Raw genomic sequence first — 22,473 nt, 5'->3', positions numbered from 1 at the left:
GTGATGTCAGGCTAGTCATATCGCCGGGGCACCGTGTTAGTGACCCACTGCACACTCGAAGAACCATGCGATAACGAGTGCGCCCGGGTCGACGACGCCGCGAGCAGCCTCGCCGACATAGCTTGCGCGGCCCCGGCTGGCGACCATGACTTCCGTCGACTCGGCTCCGGCGCGAGCGGCTTCCGAGGTTCGTTGCAACACGTCCGCGCGTACGCCGTCGAGTCGAACTCCTTCCTCGAGAGCGTCCACTGCGGGGGCAATCGCATCCACCATGGTCTTGTCTCCGGGGCGTGCTCCCCCCAGTGCGGTGATGTTGTCCAGACCTGCCCGTGCCGCAGCGGCAATGGTCGCGAGATCCAGTGTGCCCTCTCGGGCTACCCGGAAGAAATGACGGAACCAGATGCCGAACAGTGCTCCGGACGTTCCACCCGCATGGCCGAGATAGGCTTGCGAGATGGCATCGAATGTTGTTGATGCGGAATAGGTATTGCGCATCTCGGTCAAATCCAATTGTTCCAGTGCGGCCACCATGTTGGTACCGAAATCGCCGTCGCCCGCCCGTCGATCGAGATCGGTGAGGGCGGGTTCCTCGTCGAGTACCTTCTGTGCCCAATCGGCTACCCATGCCCCGATGTTTCCGTCGGAAGTCGGGGTTGTCGGTGCAGTGTACGAAGGGCCGAACGATTCCCGCGGACCCACAGCCGAGTAACTTCGTGCCGGCGAATTCGGCCAGGCCGGCGCGGCGCTCGGGGCGTCCCACAGTTCGAGGATCTGATCGTCGACGCGTACCAAGGTGATGGATGCGCCTGCCATGTTCATCGCCGTCACAAATGTTCCGACGAGGGGGCGTTCGATGTGAATTCCCTTCTCGCCTAGATATTCTCCGAGTTCCGCGAACAGCAACTGCAGTTCCAGGGGATGTGTTGCACCTAATCCGTTGACCAGCGCGATAACACGATCTCCCTCTGCCAGTTCGAGTGAGTCGATGATCGGATCGGTCAGTCGGCGCACCAGTTCGGGAGCAGGCAACGCGTCGATCCGTTCGCGTCCTCGCTCGCCGTGGATACCGATGCCCAGTTCCATCTGGCCCGCGGGTAGATCGAACGAAGGTTCCGTTGCGCCGGGGAGCGTGCACGGCGCAAGCGCGACGGCCATGCTGCGTGCCGATTGTGCGACAAGGCGACCGATCCGGACAACCTCTGCCAAAGACTCGCCGCGCTCGGCTGCTGCACCGCAAACCTTTTCCACGACGACGGTGGCTGCCGTACCTCGGCGTCCTGGTCCGTCGCCGTCAGCTCGTTCGGTTGCCACATCGTCCTCGACGAGGACCACATCGGTATCGATGTTGTCTTCCCGCAGCAACTCTCGTGCGATACCGAAGTTCATGACGTCGCCGGTGTAGTTCTTCACGATGTGGAGGACACCGCCGCCGGCGTCGACGGCTTTGCACGCCTCGTGAATTTGCAGAGCGTTGGGTGAAGTGAAGACCAAGCCGGGGCAGACTGCGGTCAGCATGCCTGCGCCGAGGAACCCGGCGTGCATCGGTTCGTGTCCGGATCCGCCGCCGGAGACGATGGCGACTTGTCCTTTGGGCAGCGGTTGTGCCCGTGTGAGGTATCCGGGGTCGGGATTCCACGCGATGTCGTCGGTGGATGCGATCAACCCGCGAAGTGCGTCGGGAACAAATGTCTTTGCGCTGCGCATGAACATCACTTCAGAGTAGGTCTAACGTCGAGTTCGGGCACGGGTGGTGATCGACGAGAGGTGGACGGCGTGAAACTGGGGTTGGTACTGGCCGGTGGCGGCGTTGCGGGAATCGCCTGGGAAACCGGTTTTCTACTCGGCGTTCAGGACAATTCGGCGGACGCCGCCGCAGCGCTGCTGGCAGCGGACGTGTTGATCGGCACTTCTGCAGGCTCCACCGTGACCGCTCAGATCGCGGGCGGTGCGACACTGCAGGAACTTTTCGACGCACAAACAGCGGAGGCGACGGGGGAGATCGATCCGAAGGTCGATGTCGAGGTACTCGGTCAGATGTTCGTCGACGCGATTGCAGGTTCCGCGGATCGATCCGAACAACTTCGTGCGCTCGGCGAGGCAGCGATGGCCGCCGACACCGTCGAACCCGCCGTGCGTCGTGCGGTCATCGAGGCGAGGCTGCGCAATCGGGCGTGGCCCGACCGGGAGTTGCGCATCCCGGCAATCAACGCCGAGACCGGTGAGTTGAGGGTGTTCGGCAAGTCGGCCGGCGTAGACCTGATCGACGCAGTCGGAGCGAGTTGCGCCGTCCCCGGTGTGTGGCCGGTGGTCACGATCGACGGGCGCCGATACATGGATGGCGGAATGGCAAGTGGCTCGAATGTTCATTTGGCTGCCGACTGCGATGTGGTCGTGGTTCTTTCACCAGCAGCCGATCCCGCCCCAAATCTTCTGGGCGGCAGTCTGCGAGAGGAAATCGACGCGATGACGCAGTCACGGGTACTGCCGATCTTCGCCGACGACGCCGTCGTCGAGGCGATCGGAACGAACTCCCTCTCGCCGGCCACTCGGCGTCCGGCAGCTGAACTCGGTCGCGAACAGGGCCGCCGAACGGCTGACGAGATCGCTGCGTTTCTGGTGACGACATGAGTGGGGCCCGGATTGCCGTGGTCCTGCGTCCGGAGCAGTCGCCGGAGGATCTGATCCAGCTTGCCAAATATGCCGACGAAGTCGGTATCGACGAGGTCTGGTTGTGGGAGGACTGCTTCTTCGGTGGAGGAATAGCTACTGCTGCAACTGTATTGGCCGCAACCGCGCGGATGAGAGTGGCGATCGGTGTGCTGCCGACGCCGATGCGCAACACCGCGATCACGGCGATGGAGATTTCGGCGCTGGGCAGAATCCATCCGGATCGACTGCGGGTTGGCTTCGGTCACGGCGTTCAGAGTTGGATGCGACAGATCGGCGCCAAGGCCGAATCGCCGTTGACCCTCCTGCGTGAGCAGTTCGGAGCGGTCGAGCGGCTACTACGTGGCGAGTCGGTGACGGTATCCGGTAGGTACGTGAATCTCGAGGACGTCACGCTGGCATGGCCGCCGGAGGAGGTGCCTCAGTTGCTTGTCGGTGCTACGGGGCCAAAGACTTTGGCGCTCAGTGGTGAGTTGGCGCAGGGCACGGTGTTGTCGGGAGGGACCACCCTGGACGGCGTGCGCCGGGCGATCCAACACATCGGAGCGCAAGATCACGAGGTGGTCGTCTACGTCATCTGTGCCTTCGGTTCAGGCGGTCGTGAGCGCGCGCTGGCCGAGGCCGCAGCGTCCGGTAGCGAGTCGCCGGAGGAAGCGATTGCCGTGGGGACCGCGGCCGACGTTGCGGCAGCAGCAGTGCGATGGGTGGACGCGGGTGCAACCACCGTTGTACTCCAACCGACCGTTGACGAGCCGGACGTCCGAGAGTTCATTCGCCTTGTCGCGCAGGAGGTTCAACCGCTGATGGTGTAGCTCAGGAGGTTACTCGGGACAGAACCTCGTCGATGGCGGCAGTGCTCACGTCTCGATGTGTCACGAACCGAACCTTCCCGGCGACGGTGACCGCACCGACGTCGACAGCGGCGAGCTGAGCAACGGTGGCCGATGGATCGGCTGTGGCGGCGAGAACGATGTTGGTGGCGGGTTCGTCGACAGCCCAACCGCGCTCACGAAGCCCCGACGCGAGGCGCTGCGCATTGTCGTGATCGTCGGACAGTCGGGCCTGCGAGCGCAAGGCCACGATGCCGGCCGCGGCAAGCACGCCGCCCTGACGAATGCCGCCGCCGAGCATCTTGCGAATCCTTCGGGCCTCGGTGATCAGTTCGGGTGACGCGGCCAGTATCGAGCCGACCGGCGCGCCCAGTCCCTTGCTCAGGCATACCTGGACGGTGTCGGCGCCGGAAGTCAGTTCGGTGGGCGAAACATCGAGTGCAGCAGCGGCATTCCAGAGGCGTGCACCGTCGAGGTGAATCTTCAAGCCGCATGATCGGGCCGCGTCGACCAGCGTTGTCCACTCGGCCGGATTCATGACGGCGCCGCCGGCGAAGTTGTGGGTGTTCTCGAGACAGAGCAACGTGGTGTTCAGCGTGAAATACGGACCGGGGGAGCCTGCGGCCTTCAGAACCGTCTCGGGGCTAGGCCGTCCGGGCCCTCCGTCGTGCGGCAGCGCCACCGGCATGCCCTGGGCGAGCCAGGCAGCGGTGCCCAACTCGGACCCCAGGACGTGGGAGTGCTCCGGTGCCAGGAACTGATCACCACGGCGGAGGTGCAGCATCAGCGCAATCAGGTTGCCCATCGATCCGCTCGGTACCCACAGAGCCGCCGGAAAACCGAGAGTGTGTGCCACTTCTTCCTCGAGCGCCGCCATGGTCGGGTCGTGATCGAGGACGTCGTCACCGACCTCTGCGTCGGCCATTGCCCTTCGCATCTCTGCGTCAGGTTTGGTGACGGTGTCCGAGCGTAGGTCGATGTACGACGAAGTCATGGTTCATTCGATCAAGTCGCGTGATCCGGCGTCAAACTGCAGTGAGTCGGACGTGAGGGATCAGATTCCCGGCTCCGCGGCGATCGTACCGGCGGATACCGCCCGGCACAGAGCGTCGTGGTCACGTTCGGTTTGATCGGCGTAGAGCCGAGCGAATCGGGTGAGGGCAGTATCGACCGTGTCCGAGGTTCCCAGATAGCCGGAAATCAGTGACGCGCCACTGGTTCGGGCGTGTCCCTTCGCCAGTAGGCGACCGCAGATCGCGACATAGTCGGTCAGCGCTGCTGCGTCGATATTGTTCAGGTCCACTGAACCTTTCATGTTCCGGAACTGGCGGACGTAGTACTGGCGGTCGTCGACGGTGCACCAACCGAGCAGTGGATCGCTGACTGTCTGGAGGGCCTGCTGGTATTCCGCGACACGTCGTCCTTGGTGATCGTGCCAGGCCGAGTCGCCGTGCACGAACGGCGCAACAACGGATCGGCGAGCCTGTTTGAGCTGCAGGAATATGACGTCGTCCGGGATGCTCCCTTCACACAGGGCGACATAGGCTCGTAGGGCGACACTTCCGACGCCGACGACCCGGTGCGCCACGTCGATGACGTTGTATCCCGAGACCACTCGACGCCAGTGCGGTGCAAGGGTTTCGAGATATTCGTCGAGACCTTCCAAGAGGAAGTCGGTGTCCTGTGGGGTGAGTCGTGTTGTGAGCGGCGGGTTCTCGAGTAGTTGTCGTCGTCCGTGATCCTCGACGGTGAATCGGGGAACCGCGTGATCGCTGGTACGTCGGCGGGCGCGTTCCGCTGCGCGTTGGATCTCGGCGAGCAAGCCTGGATCGGTGACGTGGTCGGTCAGTCCGTCGAAATCGACTCGGTCGAAAGAACGATCGAAGAGTGGCCGCTCGGACAGCTTTCCCAGGTGGAGGCGATACGCGGACACACACGAGGTCGTCGCTGTTTCGCATTGAGATTCGGTGAGGCCGTTTTGTCGACCGGCCACCCAGATGCTCGCAGCCAACCTACGCAGGTCCCATTCCCACGGGCCTGGATGTGCTTCGTCGAAATCGTTGAGGTCTATGACAAGTTCGCGTTCCGGCGATCCGTAGAACCCGAAGTTGCCGACGTGGGCGTCACCGCAGATGACCGGCGTGATACCGGTGGCCGGGAGCGCCGCCATGTCCTCGGCCATCAGTCCGGCAGTCCCGCGGAGGAATCCGTACGGGGAAGCGACCATGCGCCCCACCCGAATCGGTACCAACCAGTCGAGTCTTCCCTCGTGGGCAGTGTTGACCTGATCGACCGGGTCACGTCGGTTCGGTGGTGGCGTCCAATCGCCAAGTGACGACCGTGCCACTCGTTTACGTAGACTCTTTCCGATCTTGCGCCGCTCACTGCGAGGGGTTTGACGCGCGCGCAGGGTCGCCCTGCCGTCCGGTTCGTTTTCGAGAGCCAACTGACCGGCAGGCCTACTCAGCGGGTCCATGTCGGGCTCTCTTTCGTCGGGCGTGCGAAACTCGCGCTCGATCTTATGCCCGCTGGAATTAGTACCGCGCGACGAGTTCGTTAACTACTCGCCTGGGCAATCAACTCGACAACGCGGTCGGCGCACAGGTCCGGATCGGGCATTCTCCCGATGCCGAGGCACTCGACGACGGTGAACGATGCATCCGGCATGTCCTCCACACCGAGCGCCCACCCGAAGTAGTGGTTCCACGCGAGTACGGCGCGGTGGCCGCTGTGCTGCGGAATCTCGTTGCCAAGCACAAGTACCGCGTCGAACGCCGGACCGTCGAACCAGATGACCGATTCGGCAAAGGCGGAGGCGGCGACCGCGACTACGTACCTTTGACAAGTGGATTCGCTCGGAATGGCGGTGTGTGCACGCATGCTCGCTCCTCCGGCTCGGTGGTGATCGGAGGGTTCCCCCTTGGTGCCGCCGAAGAAACGCCGTGCAGATTACGTCCCGGCCACAGATTTACGACGCAGGCGATGCCCGAGATGTTTTTTTGGGCTTCGCCGTTGTCGTGGGTGGCCGCGGAAATGAGAAGACGGTGTGCTTTCGGCCGCCCGCGTACCCGCCCATGTAGTCGATGTGGATCGTCATACCCGCTCTGGCACTGCGGTATTGAGTCAAAGTAGCGGTTACGTTCCGCTGTGAATCGGGGCCGTGTGTTGTCGTCTTCACCAGCGTCGCCGATGAGTGCGAACCCGTTACCTACGGGATCGGTGACGGTTGTCGAGAAGCTCAGTCGTCATGTTCGGGCGTTAGGTCCCGAACTGCGGCTCGTATGGACCGTTCACGAAGTTCGTTCTCTCTGCGCAGCTCACGGCGCCTACGGCCCGCCTCGAATCGTTGCCTCGCAATTGTTCCGGTTGGTCGGAGTTGGGGTACTTCAGCTGGTTTTCCGTCGCTGCCCATTGCCACCATCGTGAAATAGCAACTATTGGTGTGTCGAGATTTTCCGAGAAGAATGTCTTCGGTTTCGACTCGTATTCCGATTTCCATCGACGTGCGCCCGGTGTAATTGACGGAAGCGCTGAACGTGACGAGTTCTCCGACATGCACCGGTTCGCGGAACACCACACGATCCACGGACAGGGTCACGACGTACGTCTGGGCGTATCGACTCGCGCACGCGTAAGCAACCTGGTCGAGAAACTTCAGAATCGTTCCGCCGTGCACGTTGCCCGAGAAGTTGGACATGTCCGGCGTCATGAGGACGGTCATGGACAGGGTTTGTTTTGCCGTGTGCTGCGGTGCTTGCTTGGATTCAGGCAGGGAGATCGATTCAGACATCAAGTGGGCCTCTTGGAGTCGGTGGACGGTGAAGAGACCGTATCCGGCAAAGAGGGTTACCCGCGCGTATGAGGGGGAGCTGTCGTTTCAGGTCAGTGGTCGTTCAGCGCCGGTTACGCGCCGACGAGATGGCGGTGAAAGTGATCGCTGCGACGGTGGGCCTGGCTGAGATTCCTGATCTCGCGAAGCCAGAAGTGAGACGCCAGCGCATTGTTGTTGCCATAGCCGGTGCCGGACGTGTCTTCGTCGATCAAGGCGACAAGCGCCTTGATCAGGCTGGTGACCTTGAGGTTGTTGGTCTGAGAATGTCGTACCAGCAGGTCAGCAGCTTCGTCGGTGCTGCAGCGGTAGAGCGTGCAGACAATTTCGAGAGCCCGTTCGCGGAGACGGCCCGAATTGGCCGGGATCCGTAGTCCGTTTGTCGTGACACTGTTCGTCTGGTTGTTCGTGTTGTCGGGGTGAATCATGGTGTTGTACAAGGTATTCCTTTAAACCACATGGGTTTTGGACCCGTGCGGTGTGTAGCGCATGTTGATACTGGTGCAGTCGGTACGCGATTGGCGGCGGACTCCGTCGGAGTCTTCGGCCTGGTCAACAATCTGCGGGACTGATGAAAGTGCGTAGTGACCAAAGGCGCGGATTTGCACCGAACTGGAAGTCTTGCCCCTGGAACGAGTTTTGGAACTGTCGTTCCGGGCGAAGCGACCGGCTGCCTGACTGACGGCTGCCCTCTGATAACCCCACCGTACGTCATGGTGTCGGTTTCAGCTAATCCTTTTCCGGGCGATCATGCTCACAGTAGGTGGTTTCACCTGTTCAAGGGGTATTTACGTGATCGATTATTGCTTGCTTGGTGGTAGCCCAGGCTGCGGATTCGGTGTTGGTGAATTCGCCGTGGCCGACGCCGGGAAGTTCGATCAGGTCGACGCGATCACCGGCCGCGCGGGCGGCGTCGGCATAGCGTCGGCTCTGCTCGATCGAGACCACCCGGTCAGCTTGCCCGTGCAGTGCAGTGACCGGGATGCCGATGGGAAGATGTTCGATCGGCGAGGCAACACGGTATCGATCCGGGTAGTCGGACGGCATGCCGCCCAGAAGATTTCGAACAAATCGATCCTTGCCGGCTGTGGCCGCGAGTTCCATGTCGAAGACACCGGCCATAACGGTGGCTGATCGAATGGACACTGTGAGAGCAGGTTCGGGCGCGTCGATACCTTGGCTTGGTCGCGATGCTGCCCAGGCTGCGAGTTGGCCGCCGGCCGAGTAGCCGACTACGTGCACGCGGCCCAGATCCAGTCTTCCGGAAGCCTTTTCCTGTGCAGCGTCGGCCAAGGCGTTTGTTGCCGTGACGGTGTCCGAGAGAGTGGTCGGCCATCCGCCGTGCCCGCCCACGCGCCGATACTCGATGTTCCACACGGCAATTCCGTAGGGCGTCAACGATCGCGCCCACGCGCCCGCGTAGTCGAGGTTACTTTTCTGGGCCCATCCGCCACCGTGAATGAGGACCACCACGGGTAGTGAATCGCCGTCGCCCGGAGGTAGATACAAATCCCCGAACGTGTCCGTGTCGGCGGCATAGGAAATGCGTACCGGGGCTACGGATCGGCCGGTGCCCGCAGCGCTGGAAACGGAAATAACTAGAGTGGACAGGCAGACCAATGCAACCGCGATATACCGAAGCAGTCGGGTGGCGGAGCGGTGCGCGATGGCCGGATTCCTCTCGTCACGCTGGGGCGATTGTCGTAAATGGGAGTCTATCTACGACAAGTGAATTTCAGGTGCCTACGGCTCGGTCCGTGCTGGCTCTGACGCGAAGTTCGCCCCGTGTGTGGCCCTGGTTGCGCGGTTCGTCGCCGTTGATCAGGGCTAGCAGTGCATCCACTGCCAATACTGCCTGTTCTTCGGGGAAGAAGTCGACGGCGGTGATCGGGGGATCGGAGATCAGTAGAGCGGGTTCGTCGCTGTTCTGGGCGATCAAGATGCTTCCAGGAATTGACAGACCGAGATCGAGCGCCGCTCGTGCAGCAGCAGGAGCGCAGCCGAGGATGAACGAAAGGATCGCGTCCGGCGGATTCTCGGATGTCGGTGCTTCGTGAGTCGTCGAATACGCAGCGCCGACAAGTGTTCGACAGTGCCTTCGGGTCGGGCACTGCGTAGATTGCTGACTCGAGCACGTATGCCTCGGACACAGTTGCCGGCGGAATCGCCGCGATCTTTGCGGGTATCGCCCGTGCTGCCGGACTTGCAGCGTTTTTCGGCACTGGAGGAGGATCATAGGTCCGCAAACTCCCATCACGGGCGCTCTGACGGCTCGATCCTGACAATCAGGTCCGCCCGCACCCGAACTGCCTCGATAGCAACGGCATTCGGTTGATCCACCGTGTGTACCCATGCCGCAGCCGCTTCGGAACTTCTTCCGAAGCGGCTGTGTCGTGTCACCAGTCTTTCCGTGCGAGTTTCTTCCGGAACGTCGAGATACCAGACGGCGTCGAGTGACGCGCGGACGTCGGGCCAGGCTCCGGTCTCGAAGAGAAGGTAGTTGCCTTCCGTGACAATCAGCGGAGTCTCCGGATCGACGGGCACTGCGCTGCCGACGGATTCGTCGATCTCGCGATCGAAGATCGGTGCGTAGATCGTGCTGTCCTGCATTCGAAGTCGACGTAGTAGTGCCGCGTACCCGTCGGCGTCGAAGGTGTCGGGGGCGCCCTTGCGATCGCGCCTGCCTAGCCTGTCGAGTTCCCGATTGGCGAGATGGAAGCCGTCCATCTCGACGATGGCGCATCGAGAACCCAGCTTTCGCGCGATGGTCTGGGATGCCGTCGATTTTCCGGCTCCAGGTGCTCCCGCGATGCCGAGGATGTACCGACGGTTGTCGGCAATCAGTGAAGCAGCGCGTGAGGCAAGCTGGTCGAGCGTCAGCGAGACGGTCGGCGGTGAGGTCCTCACGTGTTGCTCCATTCGGTCGGGATGTCGGTTTCAGAAGACGGCTGCACGATGCCTTTGATTGCGCTTCGGCCCATTGTCCAACGGCGGATGATCTTCGACTGGTTATCTGAACTCGCCCCTCGGTTGGGCGTTTCCGGCCACTTAGTACCCGAGGCCTAAAATGGCCACTCTTTTTGGGTGTTTCATGCCCTGATATCCGTTACGTTTTCCAGGTGGTTACTGCTGTGGTGCCATGCCGCACGGTGCGGGGACCCAGAGTGTGAAGGCCGATAGATGACGATTCTCAATTCTCGCTCTGGGCGGACTCGTCCTCGTTGCGGTCGCATTGTCGCTGCGTTCGGTGGTGTTGTTCTCGCAACGGCCTCGCTCGTGACTGCTGGTGCCGGCTTCGCTGCCGCCGACACAGTCGCTGAAACCCTCAACCGTGAATGCGTCCGCTATGTCCCGAACCCCGATCCTGTTGAAGGCATAGTGTCCGACTGCACCGGCGCGAACCTGATCGGCGCGGACCTGACCGGTGCGACACTGACAAACGCAATCCTGACCGACGCGGATTTGAGCTACGCGACACTGGAGCAGGCCAACCTGACCGACGCGGATCTGACCGGCGCGGACGTGAGCGACGCGCAAATGACGGGTGTGGACCTGACCCGCGCGATCCTGATCGACGCATCCTTGAGCAACACTTTCATGAGCTACGGAACCCTGACCGACGCGAACCTGACCGGCGCGAACATGTACGGCGCAAATGTGTGGGAGGCCGATCTGACCAGAGCGAACCTGACCGAGGTGTATCTGTACTCAGCCACGATGGTCCTCGCGAACCTGACTGACGCGGACCTGACCGACGCAGATCTGAGCTTTTCGTATCTGTACGGCGCGAACCTGACCGGAACGAGAGCAATACCCTCGGATATTCACATAACCGCCTCGTCGCCCGCCGATGCTGCCGTCACAATTCCCGCACCCCCGGGCGTTTTGGGAGTAGCGCTCGGCGAATGCACCCGACCGACCGATATCGCAGTCCCGATCGGCACCCCGACCACCTTCCCCGTCGGAACTACAACCGTCACGTGCACCGCCGGAAACACCCTTGCGTCCGGTTCGGGGACCGTTACGGTCACCGTCAACCCGTATACCGCAGCTCCCGGGTTCGCCGCCTCCGCGCCCGTCACGTTGTCGGGGACTGTGGGCACCGAACTCCCACATACCTTCACCGCCACCGGAACACCCGCCCCGCAGATCAGCGTCACCGGCGGGGCCCTTCCCGACGGCCTCACCCTGACCTCCGCCGGTGTCCTGACCGGAGCACCTACCGCCCCCGGACCGATCAACTTCACCATCACCGCCGACAACGGCGTCGGAACCCCGGCCACGTTGCAGGTCAACGGAACCATCACCGCCGCAACGCAAACCCCGGCCCAGATCATCGCCGGCGCGTGCGGGAACTACGTCGCCAACCCCACCGCCGGCAACTCCACCGACTGCTCCGGAAAAAACCTCGCCGGAACGGACCTCGCCGGCGTCAACCTGACCGGCGCAAACCTGACCGGAACGGATCTCGCGGGCACGAACCTGACCGGCGCGGACCTCTACCACGCGGATCTGACCGGCGCAGACCTCACCGGCGCGAACCTCACCGGGGTGACCCTGACAGGTGCGAACCTGACCGGTACATCGGCACTACCGTCCGACATCACCGTCCCCGCCACATCCAATGACGGCGCCCCCGCAACTTGGGCGGTTCCCGCGATGCCCACCGGGCTGACTTTCGGCACCTGCACTCCCGCCTCCGGAACCGTGTTTCCGGTCGGGGCCACCTCCGTCACCTGCACCGTCACCAGCGTGAGCGGCGACGTCCTGACAACAGGTACAGGTACCTTCACCGTCACTACGACACCGGTCGTCGACCCACCCGTCACCGGATCCCTCGGCTCGATCTTCGGTAGCTGACCTTCCCGGCCGAACGCACTCGATCGGTGCGCACATGCTCAACGACGTTGTCCGTCAACTCTTTCGTGGGGTCGGAGGGCAATGTGGTTTCGGGGACTGTGGGTACGGGCCGCGTCGACCATCGATCGCGGCCATATCACGTTGAAACAAATCTGTCTCGGTAATCCGAATATTTGACCTTGGCAGGCTGTGTTTATCCTGTTGGCGTGACTTCCTCATTGGGTGAGCCCGGGCACACAACGGCCCCCGGACGTATTCGCAGCACAGCTTTTGCTTCCAAAGTGATGTCCGCAGCGGAAGCGGTGAAGTTCATTCACCCCGGCGATACCGTCGCGATCAGCGGTTTTGCCAGCGCCGGCACACCCAAGGTCATCGTTCCTGCCCTGGCGGAGCGGATTCACCACACCCGCGGGGAGGGGTCGAACTTCACGATCAACCTCCTGACCGGCGCCTCGGTCTCCACCGAGACCGAGCGCCTACTCGCCGAGGTCGACGGCATCGCGTTGCGCATGCCGTATCAGTCCGAGGCGACAGCCCGTAAGCGGATCAACGACGGCCGGATGGACTACGTCGACATTCACCTCTCGCACGTTGCCCAGCAGGTCTGGGAGGGCTACTACGGCAAGGTCGACGTGGCAGTTGTCGAGGTCGCCGGAATCACCGCGTCGGGTGAGCTCATCCCCGCCGCATCGATCGGCAACAACAAAACCTGGCTTGATGTTGCCGACAGAGTCATTCTCGAGGTCAATTCGTGGGTGCCCGAGGCTATGGAAGGCATGCATGACGTGTACTACGGCACTGCCCTCCCTCCTCACCGCAAGCCGCTCGAGATCATTCGTGTCGAGGACCGGATCGGTCAGACCACGTTCCGGGTCGACCCCGCCAAGGTAGTTGCCGTCGTCGAGACCAACTGCCGCGACAGTGCGAGCCCCCTGTCTGCACCCGACGCCGTCAGTGAGGCGATCGCCGGCCACGTCCTGGAGTTCTTCGACTTCGAGGTGCGTGCTGGACGGATGCCGGCGGATACCTTGCTTCCGCTGCAGGCGGGCATCGGCAATGTCGCAAACGCGGTGCTCGGCGGTCTCGATCGGGGGCCGTATCGCGGCCTGACCTGCTACTCCGAGGTCATCCAGGACGGGATGCTCAAGCTGATCAAGGACGGAACCGTCGCGCATGCGTCGTCGACGGCTTTGGCGCTCACCGAAGAAGGCATCGAAGAACTGACCGCGAACGTCGATTTCTACCGCGAACACATCACGTTGCGTCCGCAGGAGATCAGCAACCATCCCGAGGTGATCCGCCGGCTCGGCGTCATCGCGATGAACGGCATGCTCGAGGCCGATATCTACGGCAACGTGAACTCGACCCACGTCATGGGCACGAAGATCATGAACGGAATCGGCGGTTCCGGCGACTTCACTCGCAACGGCTACGTCTCGATGTTCCTGAGCCCGTCGACAGCTCGGGGTGGCGCGATTTCTGCGATCGTCCCGATGGTGCCGCACGTCGACCACACCGAACACGACACCCAGGTGCTTGTCACGGAGCAAGGCCTGGCTGATCTGCGTGGCCTGTCGCCGCGACGTCGCGCCCGCCTGATCATCGACAAGTGTGCGCACCCCGAATTCCGTCCGCTGCTGCATGACTACGTCGCCCGCGCCGACGCACAGCCGGGCGCGGGTCAGACTCCGCACATCCTGGGCGAGGCTTTCTCGTTCCATCAGCGCTACATCGATACGGGCTCGATGCATCTGTCCTGACACCCGCGCAGTGAGAGAATGCGGGAGTGAACGGAACCGGTGTACCCGCAGATGTGCTTCGACGGGTTGCAGTAGCGGGAGCAGACGACGCCGGTGGATTGCCGATCGAACTTCTCGGCGATTTCCTCGATGTGATCAGTTCAGCCGTCTGTGACGGTAAACCGCTGCAGCGGAGGCAACTTCACCGATTCCGGAGCCGTGGCGAGGACGCGGCCGAGCAAGGTGTTGCGTTACGTGCGTTGCTTGATCTGTACCTCTCGTCTGCCTGGCGCCTATGGCGTGAGCTTCCCGCTGTCATTGCAGCGCAATCGGATCCGAACGCGGTAGTGGCAGCCGGCGAGGTGATGCTCCGGGCTGTCGACGACGCCGTCGCGGAACTGACGGAGGGGTTTCAGCTGGCGCAGCGCTCTCTCGTGCGTTCGCAAGTATCCGCGCGCCGCGAATTTGTGGACGATTTGTTGACCGGTGGCGCCGATGTTGTCGGATTGCTCGCTCGCGCTTCGAGTTTCGGGTTGCATTTGTCCGGACCGCATTCGGTGGCAGTCGTGACCGCTGCGCGTGAATTCACCGACGACAATCCTCTGGTCGGCGCTGTCGAGCGTGCAGTGCTCGGCAGTAAAGGTGATGCCGACGCGCTTGTCGCCAGCAAGAGCGGCAAACTCGTCATCGTGTTTGCGGCGCCGGATCGAGATGCAATCGACCATGTGCTTCGCGGAATTCGGTTGGCTCTCGAATCCGGGGCCGATGGCGCCGGACGCGTTCAGTTGCAACGACGCGCCATGGACGTGGCCTGGCAGATTGCGGTCGGACGACCGCGTACAACGGCCGCCGGTGTGGTGGCGTCGTACCGCGAAGCGCTCGACGCACTCGATCTCGCACAGCGGTTGTCGCTCGAGTCGCCGGTAATCGACGCGCGGGATCTGCTGGTCTATCGCGTGCTGGTCAACGACAGGCCGGCGGTCACCGACCTGATTCAGACTCTCCTCACGCCGCTGCTCGAAGCACGTGGGGGAGCAGAGCCGATGGTGGAGACGCTGCTCGCCTACTTCGCGGCGGGAGGGAACACGGCAAAGACGGCCCGGGATCTGCACCTGTCGGTACGGGCGGTGACCTACCGGTTGGATCGCATTCGCGAACTCACCGGCCAGAACGTGAATGATCCCGGCGACGCTTTTGCTCTGCACGCGGCGGTGCTCGGGGCCAAGCTTCTCGATTGGCCCCGAACTCCGCTCACCTGATTGCTCTCAGCTGATGTCGGGCAACCCGGGTAGCGAATAGCCTGATTCGTCGTCCCAGTCGACGGGCGTGTCGTTGAGCGAGACATCCCACTGCGCGTTCGGCAAGGCACGCCTGAGTTCAGTCAGTGCGTTGAACCAGTACACGAGGGACGGGATGATTTCCGTTTCGTCGTTCGAGATCTTGGTGGACCCGTTCAGGACCGTGTTCGGGATGTCCGAGTCGTACAAGTCGAGGACTTCGGCGTCGAAGGGGAACTCGTCGTTGTGCACGGCGATCAGACGGTCGATTTCCGTCCTCTCGTCGGCCGACAACGGTTCAGGGCGAACGGCGGAGTAGTACAACGAGGTGCTCATGCTTGCCAGGCTAGAACACTCGGACAGATTGCCGACATGCATAATCACGCCTAGATTGCCGTAACCCGGCAATTTCAGCGGGAAAAGTCGTCGACAAATAGACCGTGATGGTTTGAAGTCGGCAAGGAAAACTGGTGAAGACGGTGAAACGGCCGTCGTGATCGAAGTAATCGTCTTCCAGGCAAAGGAGAATCCCGTGACTGAAGTTAACCGTGGCAGTCGGGTAGGTGATCGGCGATGACGGTTCCCGTGTGGGCATGGGCCGCGTTTGCCGCCGTTATCGTCATCATGCTGCTGATCGACCTGCTTGCCCACCGCGGCGCGCACGTCATCGGATTCAAGGAAGCCGCCAGGTGGAGTGCACTCTGGGTCGGTTTGTCGCTGGTGTTCGCGGTGGTTGTCACCCTGACCTTGGGGGTGGACTCAGGTGTCGAATTCACCACGGCCTGGCTGCTGGAGAAGAGCCTCTCCGTTGACAACCTGTTTGTTTTCGCCCTGATCTTCGGTTATTTCAAGGTGCCGCGTGAGTACCAGCACCGCGTGCTGTTCTTCGGTGTCATCGGCGCCCTGATCTTCCGCGGTATCTTCCTCGCCGCTGGTGTCGCGATCGTCAGCAAGTTCACGGCAGTCCTGTTCGTGTTCGCCGCGATCCTGCTCTACAGCGCCTACAAGCTCCTCAAGGACGAGGACGAAAGCTTCGACCCCGGCACGTCGTTCGCGGTTCGCATGTTGCGCAAGATCATGCCGGTTCAGGACGAGTACGTCGGCACCAAGTTCTTCGTGAAGGAAGCCGGAAAGCGCATCGCAACACCGCTGTTCGCGGTTGTCGTAGCCATCGAAGCGGCCGACCTCGTGTTTGCCGTCGACAGTGTCCCGGCAGTTCTGGCAGTGAGCGACGACCCGTTCATCGTGTACTCCAGCAACGCGTTTGCGATCCTGGGTCTTCGTGCTCTGTACTTCCTGCTCTCGGGACTACTCGAGAAGTTCCACTACCTGTCCAAGGGACTGTCGATCATCCTCGCCTTCATCGGCGTGAAGCTGATCATGCAGGCCGGTCACAAGGTGATCAGCACTTCCATCCCCGAGATTCCGTCACTGGTAAGCCTCGCCGTGATCATCGTGGTGCTGGCAGGCTCGATCATCTTGAGCCTCAAGAAGCCGTTGCCGGAAAAGCCTGATGCAGAAGAGGTCGTGTCAGGTGACACACCGGTCGAGCTCGAGAAGGCGAGCGGTGACGCCGGCGCCCGGGATTCCGACATCGAGCTCGCAGCCGGCGAGCGCGACGACGATGACGACAAGGTGGATGCCCGTAGTAGGAGCTGATACCGACTGACCGAGAATGAAAGGGAGACCGCACTGTCTGCGGTCTCCCTTTCTCTGCCCGACCTCAGGGTCCAGGGAATTTGTTTGTGCAGTGACCTGAGGCGGAACAGCATTTATCCGTGGTGTATCCGAACTGCGATTGCGGCTTTAGCTGTTAGCGCAATATCGAAATCAGTCCACTCGGTGAGGAAGTCGGCGTCAGGTGATTGACATCTTGTTAGTCTGGCCCGGTGCCTGATCCCGCGACCACGTGTTATCCAGCATTGCCCGCGACAAGTTGGGCAGTGCTGGGAATGCTCACATTCGGTGAAGAACTCAGTGGTAGCGACCTGAAGAAGTGGGCTGATTGGAGCATTGGATTCTATTACTGGAGTCCTTCGGTAAGTCAAATTTACGCCGAGTTGAAGAAGCTGGAAGCACTGGGATTTGTTCGTTCGCGGGAGATTTCCGAATCGGGGCAGCGGAACCGACGAGTCTTCGAGATAACCGAATCCGGTATCGAGGTCGTCAGATTATGGTCACGCGAATCGCCGATCGAAACACCTGTCCTCAAACATGGCGTGATGTTGAGACTGTGGGTGGGTCACCTGAATGACCCCGATCAACTCAAAGCGATAGTGCTGGATCACATTTGTAATCTTCAGGCGAAGAAGCTCGAGGCAATAGAACATGCCGATCATTCCGAGAACGAACCAGGCTGGGCGTTTACCCAGATGAGTTTGCGATGGGTAGGCCGCCATTTTCAGGCGGAGATCGACCTCGCCTCCCAATTGCTCGATGATATCGATGAGGCCGCAGCTCGAATTGCGCAAGGAGACATCGATGCTTTCGGCTTGCCCCGCCCCGTACGCGGCGGCAGGTGGAAGGAGATCTGAGCGCGACGCGTTCCGTCTGACTGCTATTCCGACTTGTCATCGAATTGAAGATGCACGACTCTCTTGACGTTATACATCGGCCAGTGGCGCGACGTCGTCGGCTGCAGCGGCCATGGTGCGACTACGCTCGGAGATGAGTGGATCCATTGCATCCCACCATTGCTTCAGGCTGGTGTCACCGCGGCTCAGGCGAGTCATTGCCCACCAACCGGTGGTTCCGTCGACGGTCCACGTGATCGTCACGACGTTGGGTTCGCTGTCGGACCACAACGGCGGACTGACAAGTATGTTGTCGAGCGTCAGGCCGCGACGACTGGCACCAGGTAGGTAGCCGGCACGGAATTCGTCGACAAACTTCTTCCCACATCCGCGATTCGTGACGATCCGGTCGACCACGTAGAGCGTCTCGCCTGCCATGCCCGCAGGCTACGGTGCACCTAATCCTCTGCGGTACTTTCGATCTCACCTAGCGGGAGGTTGCTCCGGGGTGGCACGTTGCTCCGAAGCCGCAAGGGAACGCGGCGGGCGCAGACCCAGCCACCCCACCAGGCCCACCAGTACGAAGGCGACGGCGGCGGTCGAAAACGTGACAGTGAAAGCGGATTCACTGGGCATCGCAGGTACTCCTTCGGGGAGATTCGCGATTGTCATCGACGCCAGAATCGTCGTCACCACTGCGCTGCCGATGGCACTGCCGGTGGAACGTGAGATCGAGTTGATGCCGTTGGCGATGCCGCTCTGATGATGTGGCACGTTGGACATGATGATGGCGGGCATGGCTGCATAACCGAGGCTGAGGGCGGCGCCGATCACCATGCCTGCACCGATTACCGATGCGGTGTGCGTGTGGTCGAACGCCAGCCATGCGAACGGCAACGCCCCGAGGACCGCGGTGAGCCCCAGGACGAAGCGTGGCCCACGCAGCCTGATGAGTCGACCGCCGATCGGGGCGGCGATCAAGGAAACCAACGCGCCTGGCAGCAAGAATTCGACCGACGCACGCAGAATGCTCGCGTCGAACCCGTAGCCGGTGAGATCGCGGGGAAGTTGTGCGAGATACGAGATCCCGAGGAAGTTTGCGAACATGCCGAAACCCACCACGACGCCGGCAAGATTTGCCATCATCACCGGGCGGTGGACGAACATCCGCATGTCGACCAGCGGTTCGTCGACGATCTTCTCGATCCACACCCAGACTGCGAACATCACGATCGAGGCCAGAAAGACGATGATCGTCAAGGGTGAGCGCCAACCCCATTGGTGGCCTTGAGAAATCGACAGCAGAAGCAGAAGTAGTGCTGCTCCCAGACTCAGCGCACCGATGAGGTCCACGCGCCCACCGCTTTTGTGTGTGGTGGGCGGGACCAGGGTGATGACGGCAATCAAGGCCAGCACCGCGAATCCTGTGGCCATCCAGAAGGCGTTGCGGTAGTCGGCGTCGGGGCCGGACGTGAGAAGCCCCGTGGCAACAAGGGCCAGCCCACTGCCGAACGCGAGAGTTCCACTGACCAAGGCCATTGCGCCGGGAAGCCTGTGCGGCCGTAGCTCTTCACGCAAGACCGAGAGTGCCAGCGGGAAGATCGCGGTTGCTGTTCCCTGAAGAACCCGACCGAGAATGAGCAGTGGCAGATTATGTGCCAGCGCGGCGACGATCGAACCGATCACCATGACGACAAGAACGCCGACCAGTGTGCGTTTCTTGCCATGCTGGTCCCCGTAGCGGCCCAGTAGCGGGGTGAAAACCGCCGCAGACAGCAGCGTCGCCGTTGTCACCCAACTGACGCCGGCGGTCGAGACTCCCAGGTCGGATTGGATCCGCCCGAGAATCGGAACCGGCAACGTCTGCATCATCGAGACGATCATCGCGGCCAAGCTCAGGGCCGCGATGATCAACGCTTCTCGGCGCGGAGACGTTGCGGTGAATTCGACCGCGGAGTACGGAGTAGCGGTGTTTGTCGTAGCGGTATTCGTCAATGGGTCCTTCTCGGGAACTACAAGAGAAATGTATTTAATGTGGCGAAGTAAATTTCTCTGGATCGTAGGTCCGGGGAATTGATCCCGTCAACGGTTATGTCCACCGAAGCTCGCTGGGAATCAGTCGAACAGCAACACCGGCTTGAGCACACTGCCGTTCTTGATGCCCTCAGCGGCTTCGTTGATTTGATCGAACCTGTAGTGCTTGACCAGCTTCTCCAGAGGGAAACGCCCCTGCTCGATCAGCGACACCAGCGACGGCAGAAATACCTGCGGCACCGCGTCGCCCTCCGTGACACCGATAAACTTGCGCCCGTTGAGAAGGTAATTTACGTCCACCGCCACAGTGGTTCCGGCTGCGGGAGCGCCGATGGCAGCGACGGTACCCAGCGGAGCGAGGCATTCGATCGCAGTCGCAAGCACCGCGACGTTGCCGGTGGCGTCGATGGCGTAGTCGATGCCTAGACCGCCGCTGATCCGGTCCAGTTCCGCTGCGGCGTCAACGTCCTTCGAATTGATCACATCGGTGGCGCCGAGTTCGCGTGCCAGGTCGAGGCGAGACGGCACGATGTCGATCGCGAAGATGCGCTCCGCACCCGTCAGCTTTGCAGCCATGACTGCCGCCATGCCCACTGCTCCGACACCGAAGATTGCGATGGTCGAGCCGGATTCCGGCTTCAGGATGTTGAGTACCGCTCCTGCACCGGTCTGGATGCCGCATCCGAGCGGAGCGAGTAGACCGAGATCAGCAGTGTCGGAGACCTTCGTGACGCCGCGCTCGTCGGCAAGGGCATATGTGGAGAACGAGGATTGAGCAAAGAAGTGGCCGCTCACGTCTTCGCCGCCTCGCGAGATCGTCGCGGTGCCGTCGGCTCGACTACCACCGATAAGATTGCGCGGCAAGAACTCCTGACAATACGCGGGGTGTGCTGTGCGGCAGTTTCGGCACGTTCCACAACTGGTGAAGGACAGCAGGACCTTGTCACCGGGCTTGACCGAGGTGACAGCGTTGCCCACTTCTTCGACGATGCCCGCTCCCTCGTGGCCCAGAACGCCGGGTAACGGGAAGGGAATGTGGCCGGCTTGAACGCCGAGGTCGGTGCCGCACACACCCGCGGCCACGATGCGGACCAGAACCTCGTCCGCCCGTGGCGTGTCCAATGTGACGTCGCCGAGGGTGAACGGGTCGCCGATCTTGTCGACGACCGCGGCGCGCGCTGTTTGGGACATGTTGTGCTCCTGAGGAATTCGGATCAGAAGGGGTAGACGGGCAATGTGCTCTGCGCCGTTACCCACTGTGTTTCGGTGAAGGCATCGAGGTTGGCACCGATGCCGCCGACGCGACCCCCGTTGCCCGAGGACGCCATGCCGCCGAAGGGAATGACAGCCTCGTCGCCGACAGTCTGATCGTTGATGTGCACGAGACCGGTCGGGATCTGCTGGGCGATTTCGAGCCCACGCATGGCGTCGGCGGTCAGAATGCCCAGGGACAGGCCGTATTCGGAGTTGTTGGCGATGGCGATCGCCTGGTCGACGCTCGCGAAGGACGTCACCGGGGCGACGGGACCGAACACCTCGTCGGCAAAGGCGGGGGCTGTGAGTGGCGTATCGGCCAGGACTGTCGGCCGGTAGAAGAGGTCTTCGTAGGTTCCGCCTGCGGCCAGTTTTGCTCCGGCCGCAATGCTTTCGGTGACGAGCGAGTGGATGTGGTCGCGCTGTTTGGCGTCGATGATGGGGCCGAGCGCTACCTGGCCGGTGAAGGGGTCGCCGACCGGAAGTTTCTCGGCGTGCTCGGCGAGGAGTGCAGTGTAATCGGCGACGATGCTCTCGTGTACCAATTGGCGGCCGGTCGTCATGCAGATCTGTCCCTGGTGCATGAATGAGCCGAAAGCGCCTACTGACACTGCTTTTTCGAGGTCGACATCGTCCATCACGATCAGGGCGTTGTTGCCACCTAGTTCGAGATGGGCGCGCTTGAGATGACGTCCGGCCAGTTCGCCGACTGCCCGGCCGGCGCGAGTCGATCCGGTGAAGGCGATGACGCGGATGCTCGGATGAACCACGATGGCCTCACCCGCGTCGGCGCCACCAGGCAGCATGCTGAACACGCCGGCGGGCAAGCCGGCTTCTTCGAAGATGCGGGCGAGGACCACGCCGCCACAGATTGCGGTGCGCGGATCTGGCTTGAGGATCACCGCATTGCCCAGTGCGAGGGCGGGTGCAACCGCGCGGATGGCCAGGATGATCGGAAAGTTGAAAGGCGCGATGACGCCGACAGTTCCGACGGGGACGCGCCGCGAGAAGCTGAGGCGAGGCTGTTCCGAACGCAGAACCTCCCCGACCGGGTGGGCGGCCAGGGCAGCTGCGTTGTAGCACTCCTCAGCGGCGGTGTGGGTTTCCAGCCCGGCCTTGGCCGGAATGCTGCCGGCCTCGCGGATTACCCACTCACCGATTTCGTCGGCGTACTGCTCGAACAGGTGACCCGCGCGGCGCAAAACGGCTGCTCGCTCGGTATACGGCCGTGCTGCCCAGTCTTTCTGGGCCGCGGCGGCCCTCGCGGCTGCGGCAGCGACGTCGTCAGGCGTAGCCATGCCGACCGTGCTGAGCTGCTTACCTGTTGCGGGTTCGACAACTATGCGATCTGCGGCCCCGCCGGCGATCCATTCTCCGGCAAAAATCTTCGATTCCCAGACCGGTTCGGTCATCAAACTCGTCATGGTCGCTCCTTGAAAAAAGGGATGCGCCGCTCGGCCGCATCACATG

21 protein-coding genes are annotated in these 22,473 nt (G+C 62.0%); 7 read left to right on the top strand and 14 right to left on the bottom strand.

Annotated elements, in window-relative coordinates; genetic code table 11:
* Nucleotides 1-36: 36 nt before the first annotated feature.
* Nucleotides 37-1,710, bottom strand: coding sequence for a dihydroxyacetone kinase family protein (locus tag RG2_RS22595; RefSeq protein WP_033233696.1), 1,674 nt, complete (start codon nucleotides 1,708-1,710; stop codon nucleotides 37-39).
* 54 nt (nucleotides 1,711-1,764) lie between these two features.
* On the opposite strand from RG2_RS22595, the gene RG2_RS22590 reads away from it, so the two are divergent.
* Together RG2_RS22590 and RG2_RS22585 are read left to right on the top strand one after the other, a co-directional pair.
* The gene (locus tag RG2_RS22590; protein ID WP_033233695.1) at nucleotides 1,765-2,628 is read left to right on the top strand and encodes a patatin-like phospholipase family protein; all 864 of its coding nucleotides are present in this window, start codon (nucleotides 1,765-1,767) and stop codon (nucleotides 2,626-2,628) included.
* Entirely contained in the window at nucleotides 2,625-3,479 is an 855-nt protein-coding gene (locus tag RG2_RS22585; protein ID WP_033233694.1) for an LLM class flavin-dependent oxidoreductase, read from the top strand. Before RG2_RS22590 ends, RG2_RS22585 begins: the two co-directional genes overlap by 4 nt.
* Before the next feature lies 1 nt (nucleotide 3,480).
* Here the strand turns inward: RG2_RS22585 and RG2_RS22580 are convergent, their stop codons facing one another.
* The 8 genes from RG2_RS22580 to RG2_RS22545 all read right to left on the bottom strand — a co-directional run bounded on the left by RG2_RS22580 (nucleotide 3,481) and on the right by RG2_RS22545 (nucleotide 10,233).
* Nucleotides 3,481-4,491, bottom strand: a complete 1,011-nt coding sequence (locus RG2_RS22580; RefSeq protein ID WP_033233693.1) for a threonine aldolase family protein — start codon at nucleotides 4,489-4,491, stop codon at nucleotides 3,481-3,483.
* Between the two features lie 60 nt (nucleotides 4,492-4,551).
* A complete protein-coding gene (locus tag RG2_RS22575; RefSeq protein WP_033233692.1) occupies nucleotides 4,552-5,973 on the bottom strand; it encodes a DUF2252 domain-containing protein in 1,422 nt (473 codons plus the stop codon).
* Nucleotides 5,974-6,053: 80 nt separating this feature from the next.
* On the bottom strand, nucleotides 6,054-6,377 hold the full coding sequence (locus RG2_RS22570) for a DUF6292 family protein (protein WP_033233691.1): 324 nt from the start codon (nucleotides 6,375-6,377) through the stop codon (nucleotides 6,054-6,056).
* 358 nt (nucleotides 6,378-6,735) lie between these two features.
* The gene (locus tag RG2_RS22565; RefSeq protein WP_080711680.1) at nucleotides 6,736-7,287 is read right to left on the bottom strand and encodes an acyl-CoA thioesterase; all 552 of its coding nucleotides are present in this window, start codon (nucleotides 7,285-7,287) and stop codon (nucleotides 6,736-6,738) included.
* Between the two features lie 113 nt (nucleotides 7,288-7,400).
* Nucleotides 7,401-7,766 carry an ANTAR domain-containing protein gene (locus RG2_RS22560; RefSeq protein WP_033233690.1) on the bottom strand — a complete coding sequence of 122 codons (366 nt, stop codon included), beginning with the start codon at nucleotides 7,764-7,766 and terminating at the stop codon, nucleotides 7,401-7,403.
* A 337-nt stretch (nucleotides 7,767-8,103) separates the two neighbouring features.
* The gene (locus RG2_RS22555; RefSeq protein ID WP_307718110.1) at nucleotides 8,104-8,946 is read right to left on the bottom strand and encodes an alpha/beta hydrolase family protein; all 843 of its coding nucleotides are present in this window, start codon (nucleotides 8,944-8,946) and stop codon (nucleotides 8,104-8,106) included.
* Between the two features lie 115 nt (nucleotides 8,947-9,061).
* Nucleotides 9,062-9,562: a substrate-binding domain-containing protein gene (locus RG2_RS22550; protein ID WP_051730423.1), complete on the bottom strand. Its 501-nt coding sequence runs from the start codon at nucleotides 9,560-9,562 to the stop codon at nucleotides 9,062-9,064.
* Nucleotides 9,563-9,579: 17 nt separating this feature from the next.
* Nucleotides 9,580-10,233, bottom strand: coding sequence for a nucleoside/nucleotide kinase family protein (locus RG2_RS22545; RefSeq protein ID WP_033233878.1), 654 nt, complete (start codon nucleotides 10,231-10,233; stop codon nucleotides 9,580-9,582).
* A 273-nt stretch (nucleotides 10,234-10,506) separates the two neighbouring features.
* Between RG2_RS22545 and RG2_RS22540 the strand changes: the two genes are divergently transcribed.
* From RG2_RS22540 to RG2_RS22530, 3 genes are all read left to right on the top strand, one after another.
* Nucleotides 10,507-12,186: a pentapeptide repeat-containing protein gene (locus RG2_RS22540; RefSeq protein WP_051730422.1), complete on the top strand. Its 1,680-nt coding sequence runs from the start codon at nucleotides 10,507-10,509 to the stop codon at nucleotides 12,184-12,186.
* Nucleotides 12,187-12,392: 206 nt separating this feature from the next.
* A complete protein-coding gene (scpC, locus tag RG2_RS22535) occupies nucleotides 12,393-13,946 on the top strand; it encodes a succinyl-CoA:acetate CoA-transferase ScpC (protein WP_051730421.1) in 1,554 nt (517 codons plus the stop codon).
* Between the two features lie 26 nt (nucleotides 13,947-13,972).
* Complete coding sequence (locus tag RG2_RS22530) at nucleotides 13,973-15,184, top strand: PucR family transcriptional regulator (protein ID WP_033233688.1); 1,212 nt, start codon at nucleotides 13,973-13,975, stop codon at nucleotides 15,182-15,184.
* 6 nt (nucleotides 15,185-15,190) lie between these two features.
* On the opposite strand, the gene RG2_RS22525 is transcribed toward RG2_RS22530, so the two are convergent.
* Nucleotides 15,191-15,538 carry a hypothetical protein gene (locus RG2_RS22525; protein ID WP_033233875.1) on the bottom strand — a complete coding sequence of 116 codons (348 nt, stop codon included), beginning with the start codon at nucleotides 15,536-15,538 and terminating at the stop codon, nucleotides 15,191-15,193.
* 237 nt (nucleotides 15,539-15,775) lie between these two features.
* Here RG2_RS22525 and RG2_RS22520 point away from each other — a divergent pair, with 237 nt between their 5' ends.
* Nucleotides 15,776-16,861: a TerC family protein gene (locus RG2_RS22520; RefSeq protein WP_033233687.1), complete on the top strand. Its 1,086-nt coding sequence runs from the start codon at nucleotides 15,776-15,778 to the stop codon at nucleotides 16,859-16,861.
* 293 nt (nucleotides 16,862-17,154) lie between these two features.
* A complete protein-coding gene (locus RG2_RS22515; RefSeq protein WP_080711699.1) occupies nucleotides 17,155-17,736 on the top strand; it encodes a PadR family transcriptional regulator in 582 nt (193 codons plus the stop codon).
* A gap of 69 nt (nucleotides 17,737-17,805) precedes the next feature.
* Here the strand turns inward: RG2_RS22515 and RG2_RS22510 are convergent, their stop codons facing one another.
* The 4 genes from RG2_RS22510 to RG2_RS22495 form a co-directional block, all read right to left on the bottom strand.
* Nucleotides 17,806-18,153 (bottom strand): hypothetical protein, encoded by a 348-nt coding sequence (locus RG2_RS22510; protein WP_033233685.1) that lies wholly within the window; start codon nucleotides 18,151-18,153, stop codon nucleotides 17,806-17,808.
* A gap of 45 nt (nucleotides 18,154-18,198) precedes the next feature.
* Nucleotides 18,199-19,710 (bottom strand): MFS transporter, encoded by a 1,512-nt coding sequence (locus RG2_RS22505; protein WP_230590095.1) that lies wholly within the window; start codon nucleotides 19,708-19,710, stop codon nucleotides 18,199-18,201.
* 120 nt (nucleotides 19,711-19,830) lie between these two features.
* Entirely contained in the window at nucleotides 19,831-20,940 is a 1,110-nt protein-coding gene (locus RG2_RS22500; protein WP_033233684.1) for an NAD(P)-dependent alcohol dehydrogenase, read from the bottom strand.
* A gap of 23 nt (nucleotides 20,941-20,963) precedes the next feature.
* On the bottom strand, nucleotides 20,964-22,427 hold the full coding sequence (locus tag RG2_RS22495; protein ID WP_033233683.1) for an aldehyde dehydrogenase family protein: 1,464 nt from the start codon (nucleotides 22,425-22,427) through the stop codon (nucleotides 20,964-20,966).
* Between the last annotated feature and the right edge of the window lie 46 nt (nucleotides 22,428-22,473).

The organism is Rhodococcus globerulus NBRC 14531, from assembly GCF_001894805.1.
Classification (GTDB): domain Bacteria; phylum Actinomycetota; class Actinomycetes; order Mycobacteriales; family Mycobacteriaceae; genus Rhodococcus_F; species Rhodococcus_F globerula.
The sequence above is the reverse complement of the archived record's forward strand: the minus strand, read 5'-3'. Positions and strand labels throughout refer to the sequence as shown.

What these genes read in the sequence shown, in the direction of transcription:
- RG2_RS22585 (WP_033233694.1), top strand. Translation starts at nt 2,625, where the DNA reads ATGAGTGGGGCCCGGATTGCCGTGGTCCTGCGTCCGGAGCAGTCGCCG.
- RG2_RS22570 (WP_033233691.1), bottom strand. Translation starts at nt 6,377, where the DNA reads ATGCGTGCACACACCGCCATTCCGAGCGAATCCACTTGTCAAAGGTAC.
- RG2_RS22565 (WP_080711680.1), bottom strand. Translation starts at nt 7,287, where the DNA reads ATGTCTGAATCGATCTCCCTGCCTGAATCCAAGCAAGCACCGCAGCAC.
- RG2_RS22550 (WP_051730423.1), bottom strand. Translation starts at nt 9,562, where the DNA reads ATGATCCTCCTCCAGTGCCGAAAAACGCTGCAAGTCCGGCAGCACGGG.
- RG2_RS22515 (WP_080711699.1), top strand. Translation starts at nt 17,155, where the DNA reads ATGCTCACATTCGGTGAAGAACTCAGTGGTAGCGACCTGAAGAAGTGG.
- RG2_RS22595 (WP_033233696.1), bottom strand. Translation starts at nt 1,710, where the DNA reads ATGTTCATGCGCAGCGCAAAGACATTTGTTCCCGACGCACTTCGCGGG.
- RG2_RS22540 (WP_051730422.1), top strand. Translation starts at nt 10,507, where the DNA reads ATGACGATTCTCAATTCTCGCTCTGGGCGGACTCGTCCTCGTTGCGGT.
- RG2_RS22495 (WP_033233683.1), bottom strand. Translation starts at nt 22,427, where the DNA reads ATGACGAGTTTGATGACCGAACCGGTCTGGGAATCGAAGATTTTTGCC.
- RG2_RS22580 (WP_033233693.1), bottom strand. Translation starts at nt 4,491, where the DNA reads ATGACTTCGTCGTACATCGACCTACGCTCGGACACCGTCACCAAACCT.
- RG2_RS22520 (WP_033233687.1), top strand. Translation starts at nt 15,776, where the DNA reads ATGACGGTTCCCGTGTGGGCATGGGCCGCGTTTGCCGCCGTTATCGTC.
- RG2_RS22575 (WP_033233692.1), bottom strand. Translation starts at nt 5,973, where the DNA reads ATGGACCCGCTGAGTAGGCCTGCCGGTCAGTTGGCTCTCGAAAACGAA.
- RG2_RS22525 (WP_033233875.1), bottom strand. Translation starts at nt 15,538, where the DNA reads ATGAGCACCTCGTTGTACTACTCCGCCGTTCGCCCTGAACCGTTGTCG.
- RG2_RS22500 (WP_033233684.1), bottom strand. Translation starts at nt 20,940, where the DNA reads ATGTCCCAAACAGCGCGCGCCGCGGTCGTCGACAAGATCGGCGACCCG.
- RG2_RS22510 (WP_033233685.1), bottom strand. Translation starts at nt 18,153, where the DNA reads ATGGCAGGCGAGACGCTCTACGTGGTCGACCGGATCGTCACGAATCGC.